Below are 17,394 nucleotides of genomic sequence, written 5' to 3' on the forward strand. Positions count from 1 at the left end.
AGGACTGGTTTACACGGAATTCCGGACAGGCCCACTTCTGACTACACTGGGTCAAGCATGGAGGCAGTATGTGGGAGATTTTGTCCAAAAGGACAGGGGCAGTATATTCGACAGTGGCTATAGTTGTCACGGCAAGAGTTGTTAAATGCCGTTTGCATTTATATTGCTACTTTTGAGGAAAATAATATGGCCGATACTTACCAAACCTTTGGTGGTGGGGGAGGAAATTTCTCAACACCCATCAATATGGCTGGTGCCCAAGTCACTTTCTATTGGGGCGATGCCCTAGTCGCCATTATGATCAACAACACTAAATATGGCGGCAATACTGGCAGCTTGCAGTCTGTAACAGTACAAATGCCCACTGATGGCAAGGTTGTACTAAAAAAAATGCAAGCAAAAAACGATCAGGGTTATATGGTCGTCAGTTATTTAGAGTTTGAAATTCTTGGCGCTTCTACGAAGGTGGGTAAACTCTCGACAAATGCTGCCACTCTTACGACTGACTGTGTAATTATGTTCACGGGAATTAACTGTGGCGGCTTGATTGATCAGTTGAAATACCAGATCATTCCAAGTTAGTCTTACATAATCGTAAGACCTAAAGAAGCCCCGCTGATGCGAGGCTCTTCCATTTTATGGCGAATTACAATACTACGCCATACTTAACGGTAAAGTGACAAGGTGACCGTTAGTGAACGGAGAGAGTAAGGCCCGCTATCGATTTCTTCATGGGATATTAGGCTTATGAGAGTCTGATGACCGGCAGAAACCGGCCATCCATCCCCCGCATCCACGAAACCCAAGCGGGTTTCGATAAAAGACCGCAGTTCGGCCTTAGCGGCCAGTCGCGTGGCCGTCTCAAAGAGTCCGCTCAGAAGCCAAAACCGGACAGCCACCCTTGTTGTTGGGTGAATGCCCGGTTTTATCCTTAGGCAAAGGCAGGAATCGACCTGAATGCGTGGCTAGAAGCGAGCAGAGCCACTTACAGCCACCATGATTTGATTTTCAACATCCACATATTCTTCAATCCAATTTCTTGGGTCGCCCAAGTAGGTGTAGCGAAGCGAAGGATAGTCGGCAGCATAATCCTTGTGAAATCGCTGAGCCAACCAAACATTCGCCTGTTTCATCGGCCACGGCACAGCAACCTCTTGAACAGAATTTCCCGCTTTCAGCTCCAATTCCAAAATTTCTCGCAAGGGGCCGACAACTCGGGGAAGAATGATTTCCAGGTCATAGGTGTAAACCGTCATGGCTTCTAATTCGCAATTAACCGGAGAATAAAGGAATAACGGGGGGCTGACCGCGTTATTCGAGGTGATTAATCAAACGAGATCTTTACGAAGGTTGACGGGCTTGCAATGTCATGTAGCGCTTTGAGAAAACAGCCATTGCGAAACGCCTGCATGTGCTTTGTGTTGATAAATTGAATTTCACAATCACCTGGCCATCCAGGACCACCATTCAGGCCATCCCAGAATGCATCGAGGTTACGTCCAAAGCAGCTCGCACCGTCAGGTTCGATAGATGCCACGTACGTCTCCCAGAAATCCGATTCGGACTCAACAGAGAGACAATCAACAACGATGATCCGCATATTTTCCAGTCCAGCTTAAAACCGTCCTTCATCGACGACCGCTCTTGGCCGATAGTAGACCTTCGCGACATCTAGAGGCAATGTCGGCAATGGCTCAGAAGCGGTCATGAAGCCCAAGATCATCGGCGGTGTCAGGTTGTCGGCCAAATTGGTCTGTCGGCACTTGGTTGAAGGTGCTCTGGTTCGCCGAGTTAAATGACCAATGGATTCACTAGCCGCCGCTTTACCGAAAGATTGTGCAACAGCAGGTGCGAGATAGGCTGATGGCTCGGCCCCACTACGCGCAACCGGTGGCTTTCAGGTAGACTAGAAGGTATGCGAACCATTGTTGTGGATTGCCTCTCTGTTCAGTCCGAAGCCGACTTCTGGGCGACGTATGTGGCAACGGCCGAGCCTAACGGTGCAGGCTACTTTGGATGCAACCTCGATGCATTCTGGGATAGCCTGTATGGTGGCCCAGGATGGCCTGGCGAGTGCGAACTTCAATTCATCAATACAAGGCACTTGCAGGTGTTTCGCAGTGGTTGTTTTCTCAAGGCGTTACATGACATTGCAAGCCGGTCAACCGTCATAAAAGTCACTTTTGATTAATCGCCGCGGGCGTGCGTGCGTGTGAATTTTTCGAGGCTTATGGTTCGATAAAACCAGTCAGGTCACCCGGTCTGTTGTTAGGTTAACCGAACAGTATTGAGACCTGGCCCCATAACCCAAAGCCGGTTACCTCATCGGTGAAAAGCGCCATGTCTTGCCGTCGTCACTGCTGAGGTACAAATCGCCTACCTGTGTCTTGACTGCGAGCCATCCCATTCTGGGCAAGACATACAGATCCGTCATGAATTTGGGCAACTCGCCCTGTGGCGACCAGGAATTGCCACCATCATCCGATTTCATGAGTGACACGGTGGAATCCTTTTCGAATAGGCCGATATGATCGATACGCGGCACATATATGGTTTGCAAATTCCTCGGAATAACGGTCGTCATCCAATTCTCGATCGGCGTGGATTTCCAGCTTTTTCCGAAATCGGCTGATCGGTGCAGTTTTCTGGTGAATGCAGTTCCCGATGATGTCAGAAGTGTTCCGTCACCCAGGATGCTGAACGTCGGAACGACGAGAGAAGTGAGGTCAGTGGGATTGTCGACCCAAGTGTGCGAACCCAGTTCCATGCTGTGAATCGTTGTCGAGGCAGTAAAGCCCAGTGCGCCAACGATCAGGACCAGCCGATCGTTCGCAATGCCTGTTTGCACGGATGAATGCAGGCTGTTGCCGTATTCCAACTCAAAGCGCTTCAGTTCATGCCAGTTGGCGGGAGCAAGGCCCCTTGAGCCGGATATGGTTATTACCTGCTTATTGCGCAATACAACAAGATACTCGTCGTCCTTTCCCTGGCCCGCAAAGAGAACAGTCCCCTCTGCCGGAGGTGTGATCGGCCGGACTTCGCCATTCTTGCCTACGTTAAAAACAAGCCCGTGTTCGCATCCGACCAATAGAGTGCCGTCCCTCAGAAGGCTCACGCTGCGCACATTGAAGCTTGATCCGGTATCCAGGGTCTTCCATTGCTGAGTGTCCGGGCTCCAAAGGCTGACAATGCCGAGCGCTCGTCCGAAAGCGACGGTCTGCCCTTCGACCGGCTGCGATTGAACAATGACCGCGGATCTTCTCTTTGCAAGGGAAAGCTCATGCTGGTTGCTGACCGGATCAAGTGAAATGTCTCTTTGCTCCGGGTGCGTATCGGAAAGATTGGTCAGCACGTTCGAAGGAATCATTTTAAGAATGACCTTTGTGTCATTCTCGTTCGATATGACCGAGATACGATATGAGCCGCTTCGCGGCCCAACCGAATCAAAGGCCATTACTAGCGCGCCGATATCGGTAACATGCCCGGCTGTTATGTCGAAGCCCTTCGTTAGCTCGTCGAGTGGCGCCGTGATCGTATTGCCACCTTGTGGCGCGACGAGATGGGTCAGCTGATAATGTCCGGATGGTAGCGCCGCGAAGAACAGGGCTTCGGCATCTCCCGCCGTTGTCTTGCTCGACATCTCAAACTTTTCTCCCGTCTGACTTTCCTTCAAGGATAGGGTTGAATGACTGAAGTCTATCGGCACAACAGGATTGTTGGTGAGTATTCGCGCTACCAATAACCCGTGTCCTGCTGGAACGGCAGCATTGGTCGGGTCAATGGCAGTAGTGGCAGCACAGCCACTCAACAGAATCATCCAAAATGCCGCAAAAAATACATGGAATGAGATTTTGCGGTAGATGGTGCAACTTTGATGGGAGACGTTTTGAAATCGGGGCATAAAATTTGCAGTTGAAGTAGTGAGCTGATCAGAATTTGTAAGTCGAGAAAATCCGTGGCGCGGAATAGTTATAAGGGCACCGAGGGCCGTATAAATATTTATATTGCTGACAACAATTTTAACATTCAATTATCATTATTTTAAGCGTTTTTCATCGTTGGTAGAATCAAGTCATTCTGGTTTTTGATGACAAAAGGCTTGTTGAGTCGGCAATAAAAATGATCTGTTCCCGCTACGCGACCTTCACACCAACGCCGCCATTAGGTTTAGCGCCATATGCAGGATCATGCCCAGCGCCAAGGCCGGCATGCTGACTCCTCCTTTGAGGAAAAGCTGGCTATTGAGGTCTTCCGGATTACTGACGCGTGTTTGCAGTTTCCGAATAGTGGCACTGGCTTGCCGCAAGTACAGTCGATAGGCAAAGCCGCCCAACAGTAGGCGCATCGTCAGGCCAGCCAGCAGTGTCGCCTGCCAAGAAAACTGGGGGGCGTGCTCCTGTACCGGCTCTGCCAGAAACTGTAGGGGCGGCAAGATGGCCAACAGGCCCAGCAGTAGCGCGTAGGTCACCAGGTAAATCACCCAGTACATCAGTGCCAGTCGATATTGCTTGCGATAGAGCAACCACAGATCGCTGAACACAAAAGCGTACCAGTGAAAGCGCGGCCGGCGCCCCTTTGGTCCAGAAGCCTGGGGCCAGCAGTCGACGTAGTGTTTGGAGTGGCTGTAAGAAAACAGATAGTTGCACCAGTCGGCGTCTTCCGGCGGCAAAGCTTGAGTCGGGGTATCCATGATTTATTGGCTCACTGTGCGAAGGTGGTGGCTGACGACTGTTACGCATATCAGCCTTATGTGATTTTCATATATGTTATCATGTCCAATGGATTATAGGTATTCGCATTCTTGCGTAAGGCTCAGACAATGTTTGGTCCCTGGACGGATCCCCAGTCTGTTGTGTTGCCGATACATAAAATTATCCCTGGAGCTATTATGAAGTCTGGTTGGGTTGTTCTAAAACGATTTTGTCTCGCATCTTTTGCATTGATTTTAGTGTTGAGCTGTTCGGGATGTATGTTCACCCGGTATGTTATAAGTAGCCCAGATACTGGACCTGTATATGATCATACCGAGACGAAAAAGATAGAGGATCTGGGTACTGATGTGATGCTTGGCTTTGGCAAGCCAGATAATGCGCAGCTCCAAAAGCAATATCCAAATGCCTTGATCGTTGTGGGGCAGAAGCACAACTACGTAGTGACGCGTGGTGGTGAAGAAATAATGGCGCTATTAGCGCGCCTTGATACTAAATTAATCATGTTAAATGCTGTCACGGCAACAAGTGAAAGCCCAATTTACCTTCGTTTTGATAAGGCGGCGCCAGAAGGGATTTTCCAGGCCAATCTGTTCGTTTCGTATCGGAAGAGTTTTGATCAGCTCACGCCGGCAGAGCAAGAGGTTTTCCAAAGAAGTCGCGACAATGAATTTAATCCATTAAACTCGGATGATGAGTATTTTCCAGCCAAGTTCATTGAGCTTGATGGTTTTGTGGCGCCGCCAGCAAAAAATCTCTCGGATTTACGGCAGCGCTTCAAGCAACAACGAGTACTGAGCCTAATCAGGGTTGAGTATAAAGATGTGATGCGTGGCTCTCCTTATGATAAATATAACGCCGTGCCGTTTACTTTGATAATCGATGCATTGACGTTGCCTATGCAAGTTGGCATGTTATTCGATACGCCTGCCAATGACAAAACCACGACCGCAGTAAAAACACCGCAGCCAACGAAGTAGCCGCGTTAATAGATTCGGGGGTGGGGCTTTCTTGTTGTGGGTAAATCCAAAGCTTCACCCACAAGAGGACCTCGCCGCCGAATTGCCGTCAAAATAAGTCAAACATCCTTTCTGTCCATCACTGAGTATGCCAGCATCAAATATTGGTGGCAGCGCTTCGGCCTGATCGGTTCTCCATCCGGTCTGCCCCGAACGTGCGCATCAAGTCTGCAACCAGCCGTCTTGCCTCGGTCTCGTCGCGGATATTGGTGAAACCCCGACGTGCCATAGGTGACGAAAAAGCCTTCAATCGCAGCAAGAATCCGCGTCAAGCTTTGACCGCCAGATTTATTTGTCATGAGGCAGCCTTTCCACTGAAATAGGTACCAAACGACTCGTAGTTGACATTGGCTCTTACATCTCTGCGTCGTGAATTTCTCGACCTAACGCTAAAGATAATTTGGCGCACAAGACGCTTGTCCAGCCAACCCAGAGTCCATATTCGATGTTGCCTTGAAAAACAAGACCGCTTGGTTCTGATGAGACGAAAATGTATCTAGAATCATCTTCACGCCCATACCAGCAAGGCCATTCTGCACCATCTATCCATCCGTCTAGTTGTGGATATATTTTGCTTATTATTTTCCAGTCTTTCGGCGGAGAGTCAAAAGGTATATTTAGCGTAATTGATTGTTGCATATGGAGATTCAATATCCTTGTTACGACTGCTTCTGGCCGAGAGTAGACGTTGCCGAATTCTACCAAAAACACCAGTTCTCTTCTATTTATGGCTGGTATTTGTTATCTTTTCAAAATTAATGCAGTAAAATGATATTGTCATCATCGAATTAGCGAAAGTCCTGAACGTGATTGGTATCTGCGCTCTTTGCCAGAAAAATGCTGATCTGCAGAACAGCCACCTGATCCCGAAGTGGGCTTACAGAAGAGTTTGCAACATTGTGGAGGACACGAAAGCACCAGTTTGTATTGCTGATGGCAACGCCGCCCTTTCCAATAAACAGACTACCAGTTACCTCCTCTGTACGGACTGCGAACAACGATTTTCCACGCGTGAGGATTATGTGGCAGAGCTTACAAAGCCGGACAATGTGCAAATCAGGCTTCTCAGTAAAGTCACGCGACTCAACATGCCGAGGAAAGTAATAGCGTCCCTAAATATGGATGTGGACAGTGAACAGATCGTGTATTTCGCGGCTAGCGTATTGTGGCGCGGATGCGTGATGGCTGGGGGCTGCAAACTCGGACCTTATGAAGCGAAGTTTCGACAATACCTGCTTGGAGCGGCACAATTCCCTCCCGAGGCAGCTATTTCTATTGGGATCTTCGAGCACTCGACCAGCTTTGATGCCCGAGGCTGGGTTTCTGAGCCAGCTTCGACGAAGACGAACAAGGGCTGGTTACATGGATTTTTGCTTGCTGGCATCGCGTTTCGGTGCTGGGTTGGGAGAGAGATCCCGCTAGCGTGGCAGCAGGCTTCACTAGCAGGTACTAATTCAACTAAGTACGTATCAATCATCAAGCCTGAAGAATGCGTGGATTTCCTTGCTGCAGTTGAAATGGCTGGAAGTGCAAAGCCTAGAGGCAAGCTGGGAACGGACGTTCAGGGCAGGCGGGGTGATAGACCGCTCCGGCCGAATTGATGGTAGAGACTTTTCTAGGGTCGATTCTCGGCCAAAGTAGATCATCATTCTCTTGTACTAACATGACAGTTATCGGCCAGGAGCGGCTCTGGGGAAATTGCCACAAAGCGGCCGTAGGTAAGAGATGCTCTCAGAATGACGGTCAAGAGTGCGGCTGGCGCAACTCCTAAATTATTGGGCTGCTCCACGCATGGCAGCCATTTACTCTTACTATTCCTGTAAATAGCCCCTTCATCCAGGGGGCCTGCCTTCGGCAGGCGCTTTACGTCGAACGTTAGAGCACAACCATATGCTGTCAATGCACCTTGAAGATTGGCTTACCGAAGCTGGGGCCGTCGTTGTTGCCAAGCGTCAAGTTGACGCTGCATCACTATCACCATCAGAGCAAATCATTTATGAAATCTGGCTCTTGGACACAGAGACAAGGAATGGTGGTCTTTCGCAATATTTTGGTAACCGAGGCCCAGCTCAATGGCAACGTTGCGTAGCAGCTGCAAACTTCGCCAATCTTTCCTCCTTCCGGTTGTTCGCTGCCGAAGTAGGCGCGTTTATCGACAGTAGTGAAGACGCATACCAAGCCTTCGTCCAGCAAGGTGCAGACGCAGAGAATCTCTGGTACAAGTACCAATTGCCAGTCGTCACGGAACTTTATGCACTATGCAATCATGCGCTCTAACATGGCGTTCAACCTCGCTCCCTTCGGTCGCTGGACACTACGTGATAAGGCCACACAGCACTGGTTAGTGCTGCATTAGGACGTACACGAGCATTCCACTATTACGAGAGATCATTCACACAATGTCACTCCTCTCCAGGCTTTTCGGCAAAACGTCTCCCCCGGAGGATGCTCGGGCTTCTTCACCTGCCAATGATGACCCCTTGATTCCTGTTCCCATTCCAGCACTCGGTGTTTTGCTGCTCAATTTGGAAAAGCAAAAGGGGTCACCGCTTTCCGAGTCCGAGGTGATTGAGATCCGAGACAAGGCGGTTTGCATCATGCTTCCGCTCACAGCCAAGGTGGAAATGGATGAGAAGCGTGGCTATCGGGATATTGATCCTGAAAATGTTTGGGTGGAATGGTTGGCCTTCAAAGCCGAGGCACAAGGCAGTGCGCTCTAACAACTCCGTCGAGAGCGACGTCCGCAAGCTATGCTTGCGGTTCCCTTCGCCTTTGGCTCCAGCCGCCCCTCACGTCAAACGTTAGGCATCATGGAAGAAACATTACGGTGTATCACCGAACAACCACACATTGTTGAAATTTTGGCCAATTCATTCGGCATTGAATTTTCCCGCCCTTGCGATGTGCATCTTTGGTTTAGGGTGCAGGCTGAAGAAAAATTCTCCCCGTTCGCAGGCGATGGTGCGGGCGGTGTATTTCTGTTTGGTAATGCTAGCGGTTTGATCCTCTATGTGACTTCTGAAGGACAAGCCGGAGTAGTCGCTGCGTCACTGACAGAGTTTCTTCAGCTTGTCATCGCCTATCCCAGTTGGCCCGATCTGCTCAAATTCTCCGGAGGTGGTCGCCTCGATGAAATGGAACGATCAGCTTCATATATTAAGCAAGAGGGAGCCGATGACATCGCCAATATCGAGGCATCGCGAAGCACAGTGGTTGAGGGACTTTCTTTACCACCGGCTTTGTCCCCAGTTTCAGCACTTCACCATGCCGTCGCAGTCTTAGGACAGGGGGTCGCCGTGCTCGCACCGGACGGTTGGGTGTGTGAGGGCCTATTCGGCTCATTCGTCGTTGAAAACAATCGGATGTGGAGCACTGCCTAACTCGGGAGTGTCCGAAATTCGGTGTGAACCAGCCACACAATAGCAATGTAACGACTGTCAGCTTCGGCCGATGAGCCGCCACTCCGGCGCTAGCCCCGAGTCCATTGAACCGGTCTCAGTGTGAGTGTCCGAAGTGTCAACAGCTCTCGAAACAGTTCACGCCTGTTCGTTATGCAATGAGAAGGGCCCTGCAAAAGCAGGGCCTTTCTCATGTTGCCAAGCAAGATTTCATGCGTTGGCCTCGCCACCTCAATCCCAGCTCAACGCCCCGCCGGTCTGATACTCGGTGACCCGTGTTTCGAAGAAGTTCTTCTCTTTTTTCAGATCGACCATTTCGCTCATCCACGGGAACGGGTTGTCGGCGCCGGGGAATAGCGGATCCAGGCCGATTTGCGTCATGCGGCGGTTGGCGATGAAGCGCAGGTATTCCTTGAACATGGCGGCGTTGAGGCCGAGTACGCCGCGCGGCATGGTGTCTTCGGCGTAGGCGTATTCCAGGTCGACCGCGCGATAGAACAGCTCGTTCAGCTCGGCCTTGAACGACTCGGTCCACAGTTGCGGGTTTTCCAGCTTGATGGTGTTGATCAGGTCGATGCCGAAATTGCAGTGCATCGACTCGTCGCGCAGGATGTATTGGTATTGCTCGGCGGCGCCGGGCATTTTGTTTTGTCGGCCGAGCGCCAGGATCTGCACGAAGCCGACATAGAAGAACAGCCCTTCCATGATGCAGGCGAAGACGATCAGCGACTTGAGCAGCTTCTGGTCGTTGGCGGTGGTGCCGGTTTTGAATTGCGGGTCGGTCAGCACGTCGATGAACGGAATCAGGAAGTCGTCCTTGGCGCTGATCGACGAGATTTCGTGGTAGGCATTGAAGACTTCGCCTTCGTCCAGTCCCAGGCTTTCGACGATGTATTGGTAGGCGTGGGTATGGATGGCTTCGTCGAATGCCTGGCGCAGCAGGAATTGGCGGCATTCCGGCGCGGTGATCTGGCGGTAGGTGCCGAGCACGATGTTATTGGCGGCCAGGCTGTCCGCGGTCACGAAAAAGCCCAGGTTGCGCTTGACGATGCGCATTTCGTCATCCGACAGTTGGCCGGTTTTCCACTGCTCGATGTCGCGCTGCATATTGATTTCCTGCGGCATCCAGTGGTTGGCGCACTGCGACAGATACTTTTCCCAGGCCCATTTGTATTTGAACGGTACCAGTTGGTTGACGTCGGTGGTGCCGTTGATGATGCGCTTGTCGACCACGTTGACGCGGCTGGCGGCGGGCGCACTCGGTGTTTCGACGGTGTCGTTGAAGTTCAGCATGGGTTTCTCGTTGATGTTATTGGTGTTTTAGGGTGACACCGCCCCGGGCGAGCCGTGGAAGGGCTCGCCCAGTCGGGGGAGTGCTTTTGCCGGACCGATTGGGTCAGGCGGGTGTGCCGACGTCTTCCGGCTCCTGCTGCCGGATGGCGTAAAGCGGCACGCTGGTCTTGCCGAGAATCAGAATGCCGCCATCCAAGGCGCGCGGCGTGTCGGGGCCGGGGGCGTCGAACGTCAAGCGCGCCGTGTTGTTGGCGACACCACGGGTGGCGTTGTGGCACGCCAGATAGACGGATGCACTCATCTTGATTCCTTTCTCAAAATGGCCGGGCACGCAAAGCACCGGGCCGGCAAGTTCACTTACTGGCAGGCTTCGCTGACCCTGCGGGTCTTGGGCCTTTCGGCCCATCTGGGTTGTTGCTTCGCATCAACCCAACCTGCTACGCCTGCCTACTGGCAGGCTTCGCAGTCTGGGTTGTCAATCGAGCAGAACTTGGCGTCGGTTGCCGGTTCCGCCATGGCGGTGACCGCCTGTTGCACCCCGCCCGCCACCGGTACGGCGTTGAGTTCGCCGCCGCGTCCGGTGGATTTTTCGCCGGAGGAGGCCGCCAGGGTGCGCAGGTAATAGGTGGTCTTCAGTCCGCGCAGCCAGGCCAGGCGGTAGAGTTCGTCCAGTTTCTTGCCCGATGCGCCGGCCATGTACAGGTTGAGCGACTGCGCCTGGTCGATCCATTTCTGCCGACGCGCCGCGGCTTCGACCAGCCATTTCGGGTCGATCTCGAAAGCGGTGGCGTAGAGCTCGCGCAATGCTTGCGGTACGCGGTCGATGCGGCCCAGGCTGCCGTCGAAGTACTTCAGGTCGGAGACCATGACTTCGTCCCACAGGTCGTGCTGTTTCAGGTCGCGCACCAGGTATTCGTTGGTGACGGTGAATTCGCCGGACAAGTTGGATTTGACGAACAGGTTCTGGTAGGTCGGTTCGATCGAGGCCGATACGCCGATGATGTTGGCGATGGTCGCGGTCGGGGCGATGGCCAGGCAGTTGGCGTTGCGCATGCCGTGCTGCTTGATGCGCTGGCGCAGCGGGGTCCAGTCGAGGGCGGCGCTTTGGTCCATTTCCAGGTGGCCGCCGCGTTCCTCGGCCAGTAGTCGGATGCTGTCTTGCGGCAGGATGCCTTGGTCCCACAGGCTGCCGCTGTACGAGGGGTAGCGGCCGCGTTCTTCGGCCAGCTCGCTCGACGCCCAATAGGCGTGGTAGGCGATCAGCTCCATGGCGCGGTCGGCGAAGTCGACGGCGGTTTGCGAGGCGTAGGGGACGCGCATCATGTGCAGGCAGTCTTGGAAGCCCATGATGCCCATGCCGACCGGGCGGTGTTTGAGATTCGAGTTGGCCGCCTTCTTCACCGGGTAGAAGTTGATGTCGATGACGTTGTCGAGCATGCGCATGGCCACCGAGATGGTGCGCTTGAGCTTGTCGCTATCCAGCTCGCCGTCTTTCATGTGGCGCGCCAGGTTGACCGAACCCAGGTTGCACACGGCGATTTCTTCGTCGTTGGTGTTCAGCGTGATCTCGGTGCACAGGTTGGAGCTGTGCACCACGCCGATGTGGCGCTGCGGGCTGCGGATATTGCACGGGTCTTTGAAGGTGATCCACGGGTGCCCGGTTTCGAACAGCATGGTCAGCATCTTGCGCCATAGCGACAGCGCCGGTGCGCGCTTGAACACTTTCAGCAGACCTTGGTCGGCCATGGCTTCGTATTCGCGGTAGCGCTTGTCGAACGCGGTGCCGTACAGATCGTGCAGGTCGATGCATTCGGACGGCGAGAACAGCGTCCAATCGCCGCCCTCGTGCACGCGCTTCATGAACAGGTCTGGAATCCAGTTGGCGGTGTTCATGTCGTGGGTGCGGCGGCGGTCGTCGCCGGTGTTCTTGCGCAGTTCGAGGAATTCCTCGATGTCGGCGTGCCAGGTTTCCAGGTAGGCGCACACCGCGCCCTTGCGCTTGCCGCCCTGGTTGACGGCCACGGCGGTGTCGTTGACCACCTTGAGGAAGGGGACCACGCCTTGCGACTTGCCGTTGGTACCCTTGATGTGCGAGCCCATGGCGCGTACCGGGGTCCAGTCGTTGCCGAGTCCGCCGGCGAATTTGGACAACAGGGCGTTTTCCTTGATCGCTTCGTAAATGCCGTCCAGGTCGTCGGCCACCGTGGTCAGGTAGCAACTGGAGAGCTGGCTTCTACGCGTGCCGGCGTTGAACAAGGTCGGCGTGGAGGACATGAAGTCGAAGCTCGACAGCACGTTATAGAAGTCGATGGCACGGGCTTCGCGTTCCGGCTCGTTGATCGCCAGTCCCATGGCGACGCGCATGAAGAAGGCCTGCGGCATTTCGATGCGACGACCGTCGATGTGTAGGAAGTAGCGGTCGAATAGGGTTTGCAGACCGAGGTAGCCGAACTGCAGGTCGCGCTCGGCGTCAAGCGCCGCGGCCAGGCGCGGCAAGTCGAATTCGCCCAGCCGGGCGTCGAGCAATTCGGCCTGGATGCCCTGGGCGATGAAGCGGGCGAAGTAGCTCGGATAGCAGGCGGCCATGTCTTGTTGCGCCACGGCCTCGCCGACGATTTCCTGGCGGATGGTGCCCAACAGCAGGCGAGCGGTGACCAGGTCGTAACATGGGTCGCGCTCGATCAAGGCGCGCGCGGCCAGGATCGACGATTTGCCGACTTCGTCTTCGCCGACGCCGTCGTACAGGTTCTTCAGGGTTTCGGCCAGGATCGCCTCGACGTCGGCCAGCGGCAGGCCCTTGCAGGCCGCGCCGATGGTGACGCGCAGTGCCGTCAGGTTGAGCGGCTGGCGTTGTCCGTGCCGATCGACGACGCGGATGTCGTGGTGGTGCTCTTCGGCGCGCGCGGCGCGTTCGCGCGCACGCTCTTCGCGATAGAGCACGTAGGCGCGGGCGACGTCGTGTTCGCCGGCGCGCATCAGCGACAGCTCGACCTGATCCTGGATTTCCTCGATGTGGATGGCGCCGCCATCGGGTTTGCGGCGCATGAGGGCGCCGACCACGGCGTCGGTGTGCGCGGCGACCTTGTCGCGCAGGCTGGCCGAGCCGGCGGCGTGCTGGCCAAGCGCGGCCAGGAAGGCCTTGCTCATGGCCACGGAGATCTTGACGGGTTCGAACGGTACGACGTCGCCATTGCGGCGGATGGTTTGCCAGGCACTGTAGTCCGGCGTGCCGAAGGCGGGTGCGCGCGCCTCGGCGTTGGGGGCTTCATTCGGGGTCGATGACATGTTGTCCTCGTCGATTCTGATGGTTTCTGCTTTGTTGCGCGGGCCGAACGGAAAGCCAATCGGTGGCGCACCGAGTTTGCAACACAAGATGTATTGTTATGTGCCTTGTGTGACGCAAATTCTAGTGGTTGCAATCGGTGGATTCAAGTCTTGACAATGGGTTTTTTGTTTGTGTGCGACACAAGCCCTTGTGGTAAGGCTTTGCCGGGTGGGTAGATATGGTGGCGAGGCGGGGTATGCGAGCGGGCGCCGGCGTGGCCGGCGCCCTGAGGGGAGGGGTCAGGTGCCGACTTTGGATTCGAAGCTGTCCAGGATGTCCGCGACGCGGCCGGATGCCTGTTCCATGACGCCGAGTTCGGTGCGCACCGCGGCGAAGTCTTCGCGCGCGAAGGCCTCCACCACCTTGCGGCCGGCTTCGTGAACTAAGCTGTGCGGCAGCTCCAGGTCCTTGTAGCGCGGGTGGTTGCGGTAGGTGCTGGCGCCGCGCCCTTCGGCGTGCCACTTGCCGAGGCGGCAGTCGGTATGGCCGGCGATCTGGTTCGGGCTCAGGGTCTGCAAGCCGAGCAGCGCCTTGTAGATGTCGAGCTTGAATACCAAGTGGTCGAACTTGACGGTTTCGATGAAGCTCATGTGGGCGCTGTTGCCGATGGTATTGGCCATTTCCTCGGCGTTGTCGGCCAACTGACGGATTTCCTTCGAGGTGCGCTGGGCTTCGTCGAGAAAGTGCGTGGCGTTCTCGGCCGAGGCGTTGACTTGGTCCTTGGTGCTTTTCGAGGCGCTCTCGATGCCGCCAACCAGGGTGGCGATTTCGCCGGTCGCCTGGGCGGTGCGCTCGGCCAGCTTGCGCACTTCGTCGGCGACGACGGCGAAGCCGCGGCCCTGTTCGCCGGCGCGTGCCGCCTCGATGGCGGCATTGAGCGCCAGCAGATTGGTCTGGTCGGCGATTTCGCGGATCAGCTTGACGAAGCCGACGATCTCGCCGCTCTTTTGCGCCAGCACATCCATGGAGCTGGCGGTGGTTTGCTGGTGCTGGGTCACTTGGCTGAAGGCGGACAGCATCGATTCGATGGCTTGACGCACATGGGAGAGCTGGGTCAGGGAATCGCTGGCGGTGTGGTATTCCTTGTCGAGCGTGGCGGCGAGCCGGGCCACCGAGTCACGCAGGATTTCCGCCGAATGCAGCGATTGATCGAAGGTGCCGACATAGCTCTCGCGGCGTTCGCTGAAAAAGGTCAGTTCCTTGCGCAGTGCCGCGAATTCGGCGCTCTTGTCGGCGGCGGCCAGTTGCTGGCGCAGCGCCTGGTTATTGTTTTCCAGCTCGGCAATGCGCGTTTGCAATGCCTCGATTTGCCTTCCCTTGCCAAACATGCCTGATTCCTTTTTTGGTTGTTGTCCGCCGGGCGTGAAGCCGGGGTAGTGCGGGCGTTGCCGCTATTATGTGGAAATCCCTTTTTTAAAGAAAGGGTATTTTAAATGCTAACTGAATCAAATAGGTCGTTGTGTTAGCATTATGTTTTTGTCGTAGGAGCCATGATGCAGCAAATCATTGATTTTATTCTTGAGCTCGACAAGTTGAAGGGCGTGACGCGCAAGACACGTCCGCTCGGGCTGACGCGCCTGGAGAATTCGGCCGAGCACAGCTGGCAGATCGCACTCTTGGCTTGGTCCTTGGCCGATTACGCGGCCGAGCCGGTCGAGATCGACCATGTGATCATGCTGTTGCTGGTGCACGATATCGGCGAAATCGACACCGGCGACACCATTGTGTATGCCGAGGGCGGCTGGGAAGAGCGCAAGGCGGAGGAGCTAAAGGCGGTGCGGCGTATTTTCGGCTTGTTGCCGGCGCATCGGGCCGAGGCGCTTTTGGCGCTGTGGCAAGAATTCGAAGCCGGCGAGACCGCCGAGGCCAAGTTCGCCAACGCCGCCGACCGGGCGATGCCTTGCCTACTCAATTTGGCCAATAACGGTCAAAGCTGGCGCGAAAACGGCATTCGCTACGAACAGGTGATCAATCGCTTGTCGGCGCCGATCAACGAAGGCTGCCCGGCGCTGTGGGCATATATGAAGGAAAAGTTGGATGCGGCGCGCGAGCAAGGGTTGTTCGGCGCGTAGCGCCCGGCACGGCTCAGAAGAAGCGCGGCATGCTCATGTTGAGCTTCGATTGGTACATGGCGCTATCGGCATCTTGCAGTAGCGCCTCCGGCGTTTCCCGCGTGCCGTTGAACACGCGGATGCCGATGCTGGCCGATGCGCGGTAGTCGACGCCGTCCAGCCGGTAGTCGCGGTTGATGGCCTGGTGAATGACCGTGGCCATATCCTGTGCGTGCGACAAGGCCTGTTCGACACTCGCCCCCAGGTTCTCCAGCATGACCACGAATTCGTCGCCGCCCAGGCGCGCGACGGTGTCGCTCTTGCGTACGGCCTGACTCAGGCTTTGCGCCAGAGCGACCAATAGTTTGTCGCCGATGCCATGTCCATGGCAGTCGTTCAATTGCTTGAATTTATCCAGATCGATGAACAACAGCGCGGCGTGGTTCGATTGTCGCTCGCTGCCGTGTTGCGCCTGCAAGATACGGTCCATCAACAGTCGCCGGTTGGGCAGCATGGTCAGCGGGTCGTGGAAGGCCATCTGGCGCAGTTGGTCTTCCAGCCGCTTGCGTTCGGTCAGGTCGTTGAACTGCAGCAGCAGGTGGGTTGTACCGAGGATCGATGAGGGGTGGATGCGGCAGTCGAGCCAAATTTGGTGGCCGGATGGCGTGGTGGTGTGAAATTCGCATCGACCGCTTTGTCGGCTATTCAGCGCCTGGGTGCAGGCGGCGAACAGTCCGGCGTCGCGCCAGTGGGCCAGGTGGTGGAAGTTTTGTTGCAGCAGTTCGGCGCGCGGTGTTTCTACCAATTGGGCATAGGCATCGTTGACCAGCGCGCACTGGCCGTCGGCGCGGTAGACGGCGGTGGCCAGCGGCGAGTTGGCCAGGATTTCGCGGTTGAAGCCCAGGGTCTCGACCACGCGGTCGTGCATGCGCGAAGTGATGACCAGGATCATGGTTAGCGACATCCAGATATTGAACAGCAGGCCGTAGTAGCCCGGTGCGGCGATCAATAGGCTTGAAGTTTTGCTGTAGTCCGGGCTGACCAGCGCCGTCGGCGCGACCCAGGCGCGTGCGAGAAAGAGCGCCAGGCCGCCTAACTGGATGGCGATGGTCAGGCGCAGCCAACCGGCGAGTTGCCGGTCGTGGTGTTGCGCCAAGGTCCAGGCATAGGCGACGTACCAGATGCCCATGACCAACGATACCCAGATCAGGCGCGCGTTGAGCGAGGGCTGGATGTCGGTGTACCACCAGCACGGCACGGCGACCAGCGCAAAGGCGGCCAGCGGTAGCCAGCGCTCGTCGTGTCGCCGTGGCAGGCGCATCAGACGGCGCAGTGCCATCAGCTTCCAGCTATCGCCGATCGCGAACAGTCCATTGCCGAGCGGAATCGTCCATGCGGCGCTGGCGGGCGTGCGCAAGAACAGCTCTAAGGCGCCCAGGAACAGAAAGGCCAGCCCGATGCCCCAGTCGCGTAGACAGGGTTCTTCCGGCATGTGGCGCCAGGCGCCGAACGAGCAGGCGGAAAAGACCAGGCTGCCGACCACCGCGAGGGAGGCAATGGTTGGAATGTCGAATACCAGCAAGGGAGAGCTCACTTGAT

The 17,394-nt window shown here is 55.5% G+C and carries 17 protein-coding genes and 1 pseudogene; 8 read left to right on the forward strand and 10 right to left on the reverse strand.

Translation table 11 applies throughout. From position 1 onward, the window contains the following. Positions 1 to 186 precede the first annotated feature (186 nt). Positions 187 to 582, forward strand: coding sequence for a hypothetical protein (locus DFP86_RS09930; protein ID WP_133680710.1), 396 nt, complete (start codon positions 187 to 189; stop codon positions 580 to 582). A gap of 383 nt (positions 583 to 965) precedes the next feature. Here the strand turns inward: DFP86_RS09930 and DFP86_RS09935 are convergent, their stop codons facing one another. Continuing rightward, on the reverse strand, positions 966 to 1,256 hold the full coding sequence (locus DFP86_RS09935) for a hypothetical protein (protein WP_133680712.1): 291 nt from the start codon (positions 1,254 to 1,256) through the stop codon (positions 966 to 968). Positions 1,257 to 1,324: 68 nt separating this feature from the next. Next, the gene (locus tag DFP86_RS09940) at positions 1,325 to 1,600 is read right to left on the reverse strand and encodes a barstar family protein (protein WP_133680714.1); all 276 of its coding nucleotides are present in this window, start codon (positions 1,598 to 1,600) and stop codon (positions 1,325 to 1,327) included. Positions 1,601 to 1,915: 315 nt separating this feature from the next. On the opposite strand from DFP86_RS09940, the gene DFP86_RS19840 reads away from it, so the two are divergent. Further along, positions 1,916 to 2,191 (forward strand): barstar family protein, encoded by a 276-nt coding sequence (locus DFP86_RS19840; RefSeq protein WP_133680716.1) that lies wholly within the window; start codon positions 1,916 to 1,918, stop codon positions 2,189 to 2,191. A gap of 126 nt (positions 2,192 to 2,317) precedes the next feature. On the opposite strand, the gene DFP86_RS09950 is transcribed toward DFP86_RS19840, so the two are convergent. Continuing rightward, positions 2,318 to 4,030: a sialidase family protein gene (locus tag DFP86_RS09950; RefSeq protein ID WP_133680718.1), complete on the reverse strand. Its 1,713-nt coding sequence runs from the start codon at positions 4,028 to 4,030 to the stop codon at positions 2,318 to 2,320. A 114-nt stretch (positions 4,031 to 4,144) separates the two neighbouring features. Continuing rightward, positions 4,145 to 4,690: a DUF2628 domain-containing protein gene (locus DFP86_RS09955; RefSeq protein WP_133680720.1), complete on the reverse strand. Its 546-nt coding sequence runs from the start codon at positions 4,688 to 4,690 to the stop codon at positions 4,145 to 4,147. A gap of 129 nt (positions 4,691 to 4,819) precedes the next feature. On the opposite strand from DFP86_RS09955, the gene DFP86_RS09960 reads away from it, so the two are divergent. From DFP86_RS09960 to DFP86_RS09985, 5 genes are all read left to right on the forward strand, one after another. Beyond that, the gene (locus tag DFP86_RS09960; RefSeq protein ID WP_208108295.1) at positions 4,820 to 5,689 is read left to right on the forward strand and encodes a hypothetical protein; all 870 of its coding nucleotides are present in this window, start codon (positions 4,820 to 4,822) and stop codon (positions 5,687 to 5,689) included. Between the two features lie 845 nt (positions 5,690 to 6,534). Continuing rightward, complete coding sequence (locus DFP86_RS09970; protein ID WP_133680726.1) at positions 6,535 to 7,329, forward strand: hypothetical protein; 795 nt, start codon at positions 6,535 to 6,537, stop codon at positions 7,327 to 7,329. Between the two features lie 289 nt (positions 7,330 to 7,618). Then, positions 7,619 to 8,005 (forward strand): DMP19 family protein, encoded by a 387-nt coding sequence (locus DFP86_RS09975; RefSeq protein ID WP_133680728.1) that lies wholly within the window; start codon positions 7,619 to 7,621, stop codon positions 8,003 to 8,005. Between the two features lie 122 nt (positions 8,006 to 8,127). After that, on the forward strand, positions 8,128 to 8,448 hold the full coding sequence (locus DFP86_RS09980) for a hypothetical protein (protein WP_208108296.1): 321 nt from the start codon (positions 8,128 to 8,130) through the stop codon (positions 8,446 to 8,448). A gap of 90 nt (positions 8,449 to 8,538) precedes the next feature. Beyond that, entirely contained in the window at positions 8,539 to 9,108 is a 570-nt protein-coding gene (locus tag DFP86_RS09985) for a hypothetical protein (RefSeq protein WP_133680730.1), read from the forward strand. A gap of 249 nt (positions 9,109 to 9,357) precedes the next feature. On the opposite strand, the gene DFP86_RS09990 is transcribed toward DFP86_RS09985, so the two are convergent. The 5 genes and pseudogenes from DFP86_RS09990 to DFP86_RS19850 all read right to left on the reverse strand — a co-directional run. Then, entirely contained in the window at positions 9,358 to 10,419 is a 1,062-nt protein-coding gene (locus DFP86_RS09990; protein WP_133680732.1) for a ribonucleotide-diphosphate reductase subunit beta, read from the reverse strand. 103 nt (positions 10,420 to 10,522) lie between these two features. Next, entirely contained in the window at positions 10,523 to 10,720 is a 198-nt protein-coding gene (locus DFP86_RS09995; protein ID WP_133680734.1) for a hypothetical protein, read from the reverse strand. 146 nt (positions 10,721 to 10,866) lie between these two features. Beyond that, positions 10,867 to 13,704 carry a ribonucleoside-diphosphate reductase subunit alpha gene (locus DFP86_RS10000; RefSeq protein WP_133680736.1) on the reverse strand — a complete coding sequence of 946 codons (2,838 nt, stop codon included), beginning with the start codon at positions 13,702 to 13,704 and terminating at the stop codon, positions 10,867 to 10,869. 279 nt (positions 13,705 to 13,983) lie between these two features. Continuing rightward, positions 13,984 to 14,364 (reverse strand): CZB domain-containing protein, encoded by a 381-nt coding sequence (locus tag DFP86_RS19845; RefSeq protein WP_424991627.1) that lies wholly within the window; start codon positions 14,362 to 14,364, stop codon positions 13,984 to 13,986. Positions 14,365 to 14,397: 33 nt separating this feature from the next. Then, positions 14,398 to 14,679: pseudogene (locus tag DFP86_RS19850) on the reverse strand (methyl-accepting chemotaxis protein); the annotation flags it as partial. 558 nt (positions 14,680 to 15,237) lie between these two features. Between DFP86_RS19850 and DFP86_RS10010 the strand changes: the two are divergent. Further along, on the forward strand, positions 15,238 to 15,816 hold the full coding sequence (locus tag DFP86_RS10010; RefSeq protein ID WP_133680740.1) for an HD domain-containing protein: 579 nt from the start codon (positions 15,238 to 15,240) through the stop codon (positions 15,814 to 15,816). Positions 15,817 to 15,829: 13 nt separating this feature from the next. Here DFP86_RS10010 and DFP86_RS10015 read toward each other — a convergent pair whose 3' ends face one another. Further along, positions 15,830 to 17,389 carry a GGDEF domain-containing protein gene (locus DFP86_RS10015; RefSeq protein WP_133680742.1) on the reverse strand — a complete coding sequence of 520 codons (1,560 nt, stop codon included), beginning with the start codon at positions 17,387 to 17,389 and terminating at the stop codon, positions 15,830 to 15,832. Positions 17,390 to 17,394: the final 5 nt, after the last annotated feature.

Origin of the sequence: Paludibacterium purpuratum, from assembly GCF_004363805.1 — a bacterium.
GTDB lineage: Bacteria > Pseudomonadota > Gammaproteobacteria > Burkholderiales > Chromobacteriaceae > Paludibacterium > Paludibacterium purpuratum.

Bases quoted from the DNA above. Each gene is read 5' to 3' on its own strand.
- DFP86_RS09930 (WP_133680710.1), top strand. From the start codon at position 187: ATGGCCGATACTTACCAAACCTTTGGTGGTGGGGGAGGAAATTTCTCA.
- DFP86_RS09935 (WP_133680712.1), bottom strand. From the start codon at position 1,256: ATGACGGTTTACACCTATGACCTGGAAATCATTCTTCCCCGAGTTGTC.
- DFP86_RS09940 (WP_133680714.1), bottom strand. From the start codon at position 1,600: ATGCGGATCATCGTTGTTGATTGTCTCTCTGTTGAGTCCGAATCGGAT.
- DFP86_RS19840 (WP_133680716.1), top strand. From the start codon at position 1,916: ATGCGAACCATTGTTGTGGATTGCCTCTCTGTTCAGTCCGAAGCCGAC.
- DFP86_RS09955 (WP_133680720.1), bottom strand. From the start codon at position 4,690: ATGGATACCCCGACTCAAGCTTTGCCGCCGGAAGACGCCGACTGGTGC.
- DFP86_RS09960 (WP_208108295.1), top strand. From the start codon at position 4,820: ATGTTTGGTCCCTGGACGGATCCCCAGTCTGTTGTGTTGCCGATACAT.
- DFP86_RS09975 (WP_133680728.1), top strand. From the start codon at position 7,619: ATGCTGTCAATGCACCTTGAAGATTGGCTTACCGAAGCTGGGGCCGTC.
- DFP86_RS09980 (WP_208108296.1), top strand. From the start codon at position 8,128: ATGTCACTCCTCTCCAGGCTTTTCGGCAAAACGTCTCCCCCGGAGGAT.
- DFP86_RS09985 (WP_133680730.1), top strand. From the start codon at position 8,539: ATGGAAGAAACATTACGGTGTATCACCGAACAACCACACATTGTTGAA.
- DFP86_RS09990 (WP_133680732.1), bottom strand. From the start codon at position 10,419: ATGCTGAACTTCAACGACACCGTCGAAACACCGAGTGCGCCCGCCGCC.
- DFP86_RS09995 (WP_133680734.1), bottom strand. From the start codon at position 10,720: ATGAGTGCATCCGTCTATCTGGCGTGCCACAACGCCACCCGTGGTGTC.
- DFP86_RS10000 (WP_133680736.1), bottom strand. From the start codon at position 13,704: ATGTCATCGACCCCGAATGAAGCCCCCAACGCCGAGGCGCGCGCACCC.
- DFP86_RS19845 (WP_424991627.1), bottom strand. From the start codon at position 14,364: ATGGCCAATACCATCGGCAACAGCGCCCACATGAGCTTCATCGAAACC.
- DFP86_RS10010 (WP_133680740.1), top strand. From the start codon at position 15,238: ATGCAGCAAATCATTGATTTTATTCTTGAGCTCGACAAGTTGAAGGGC.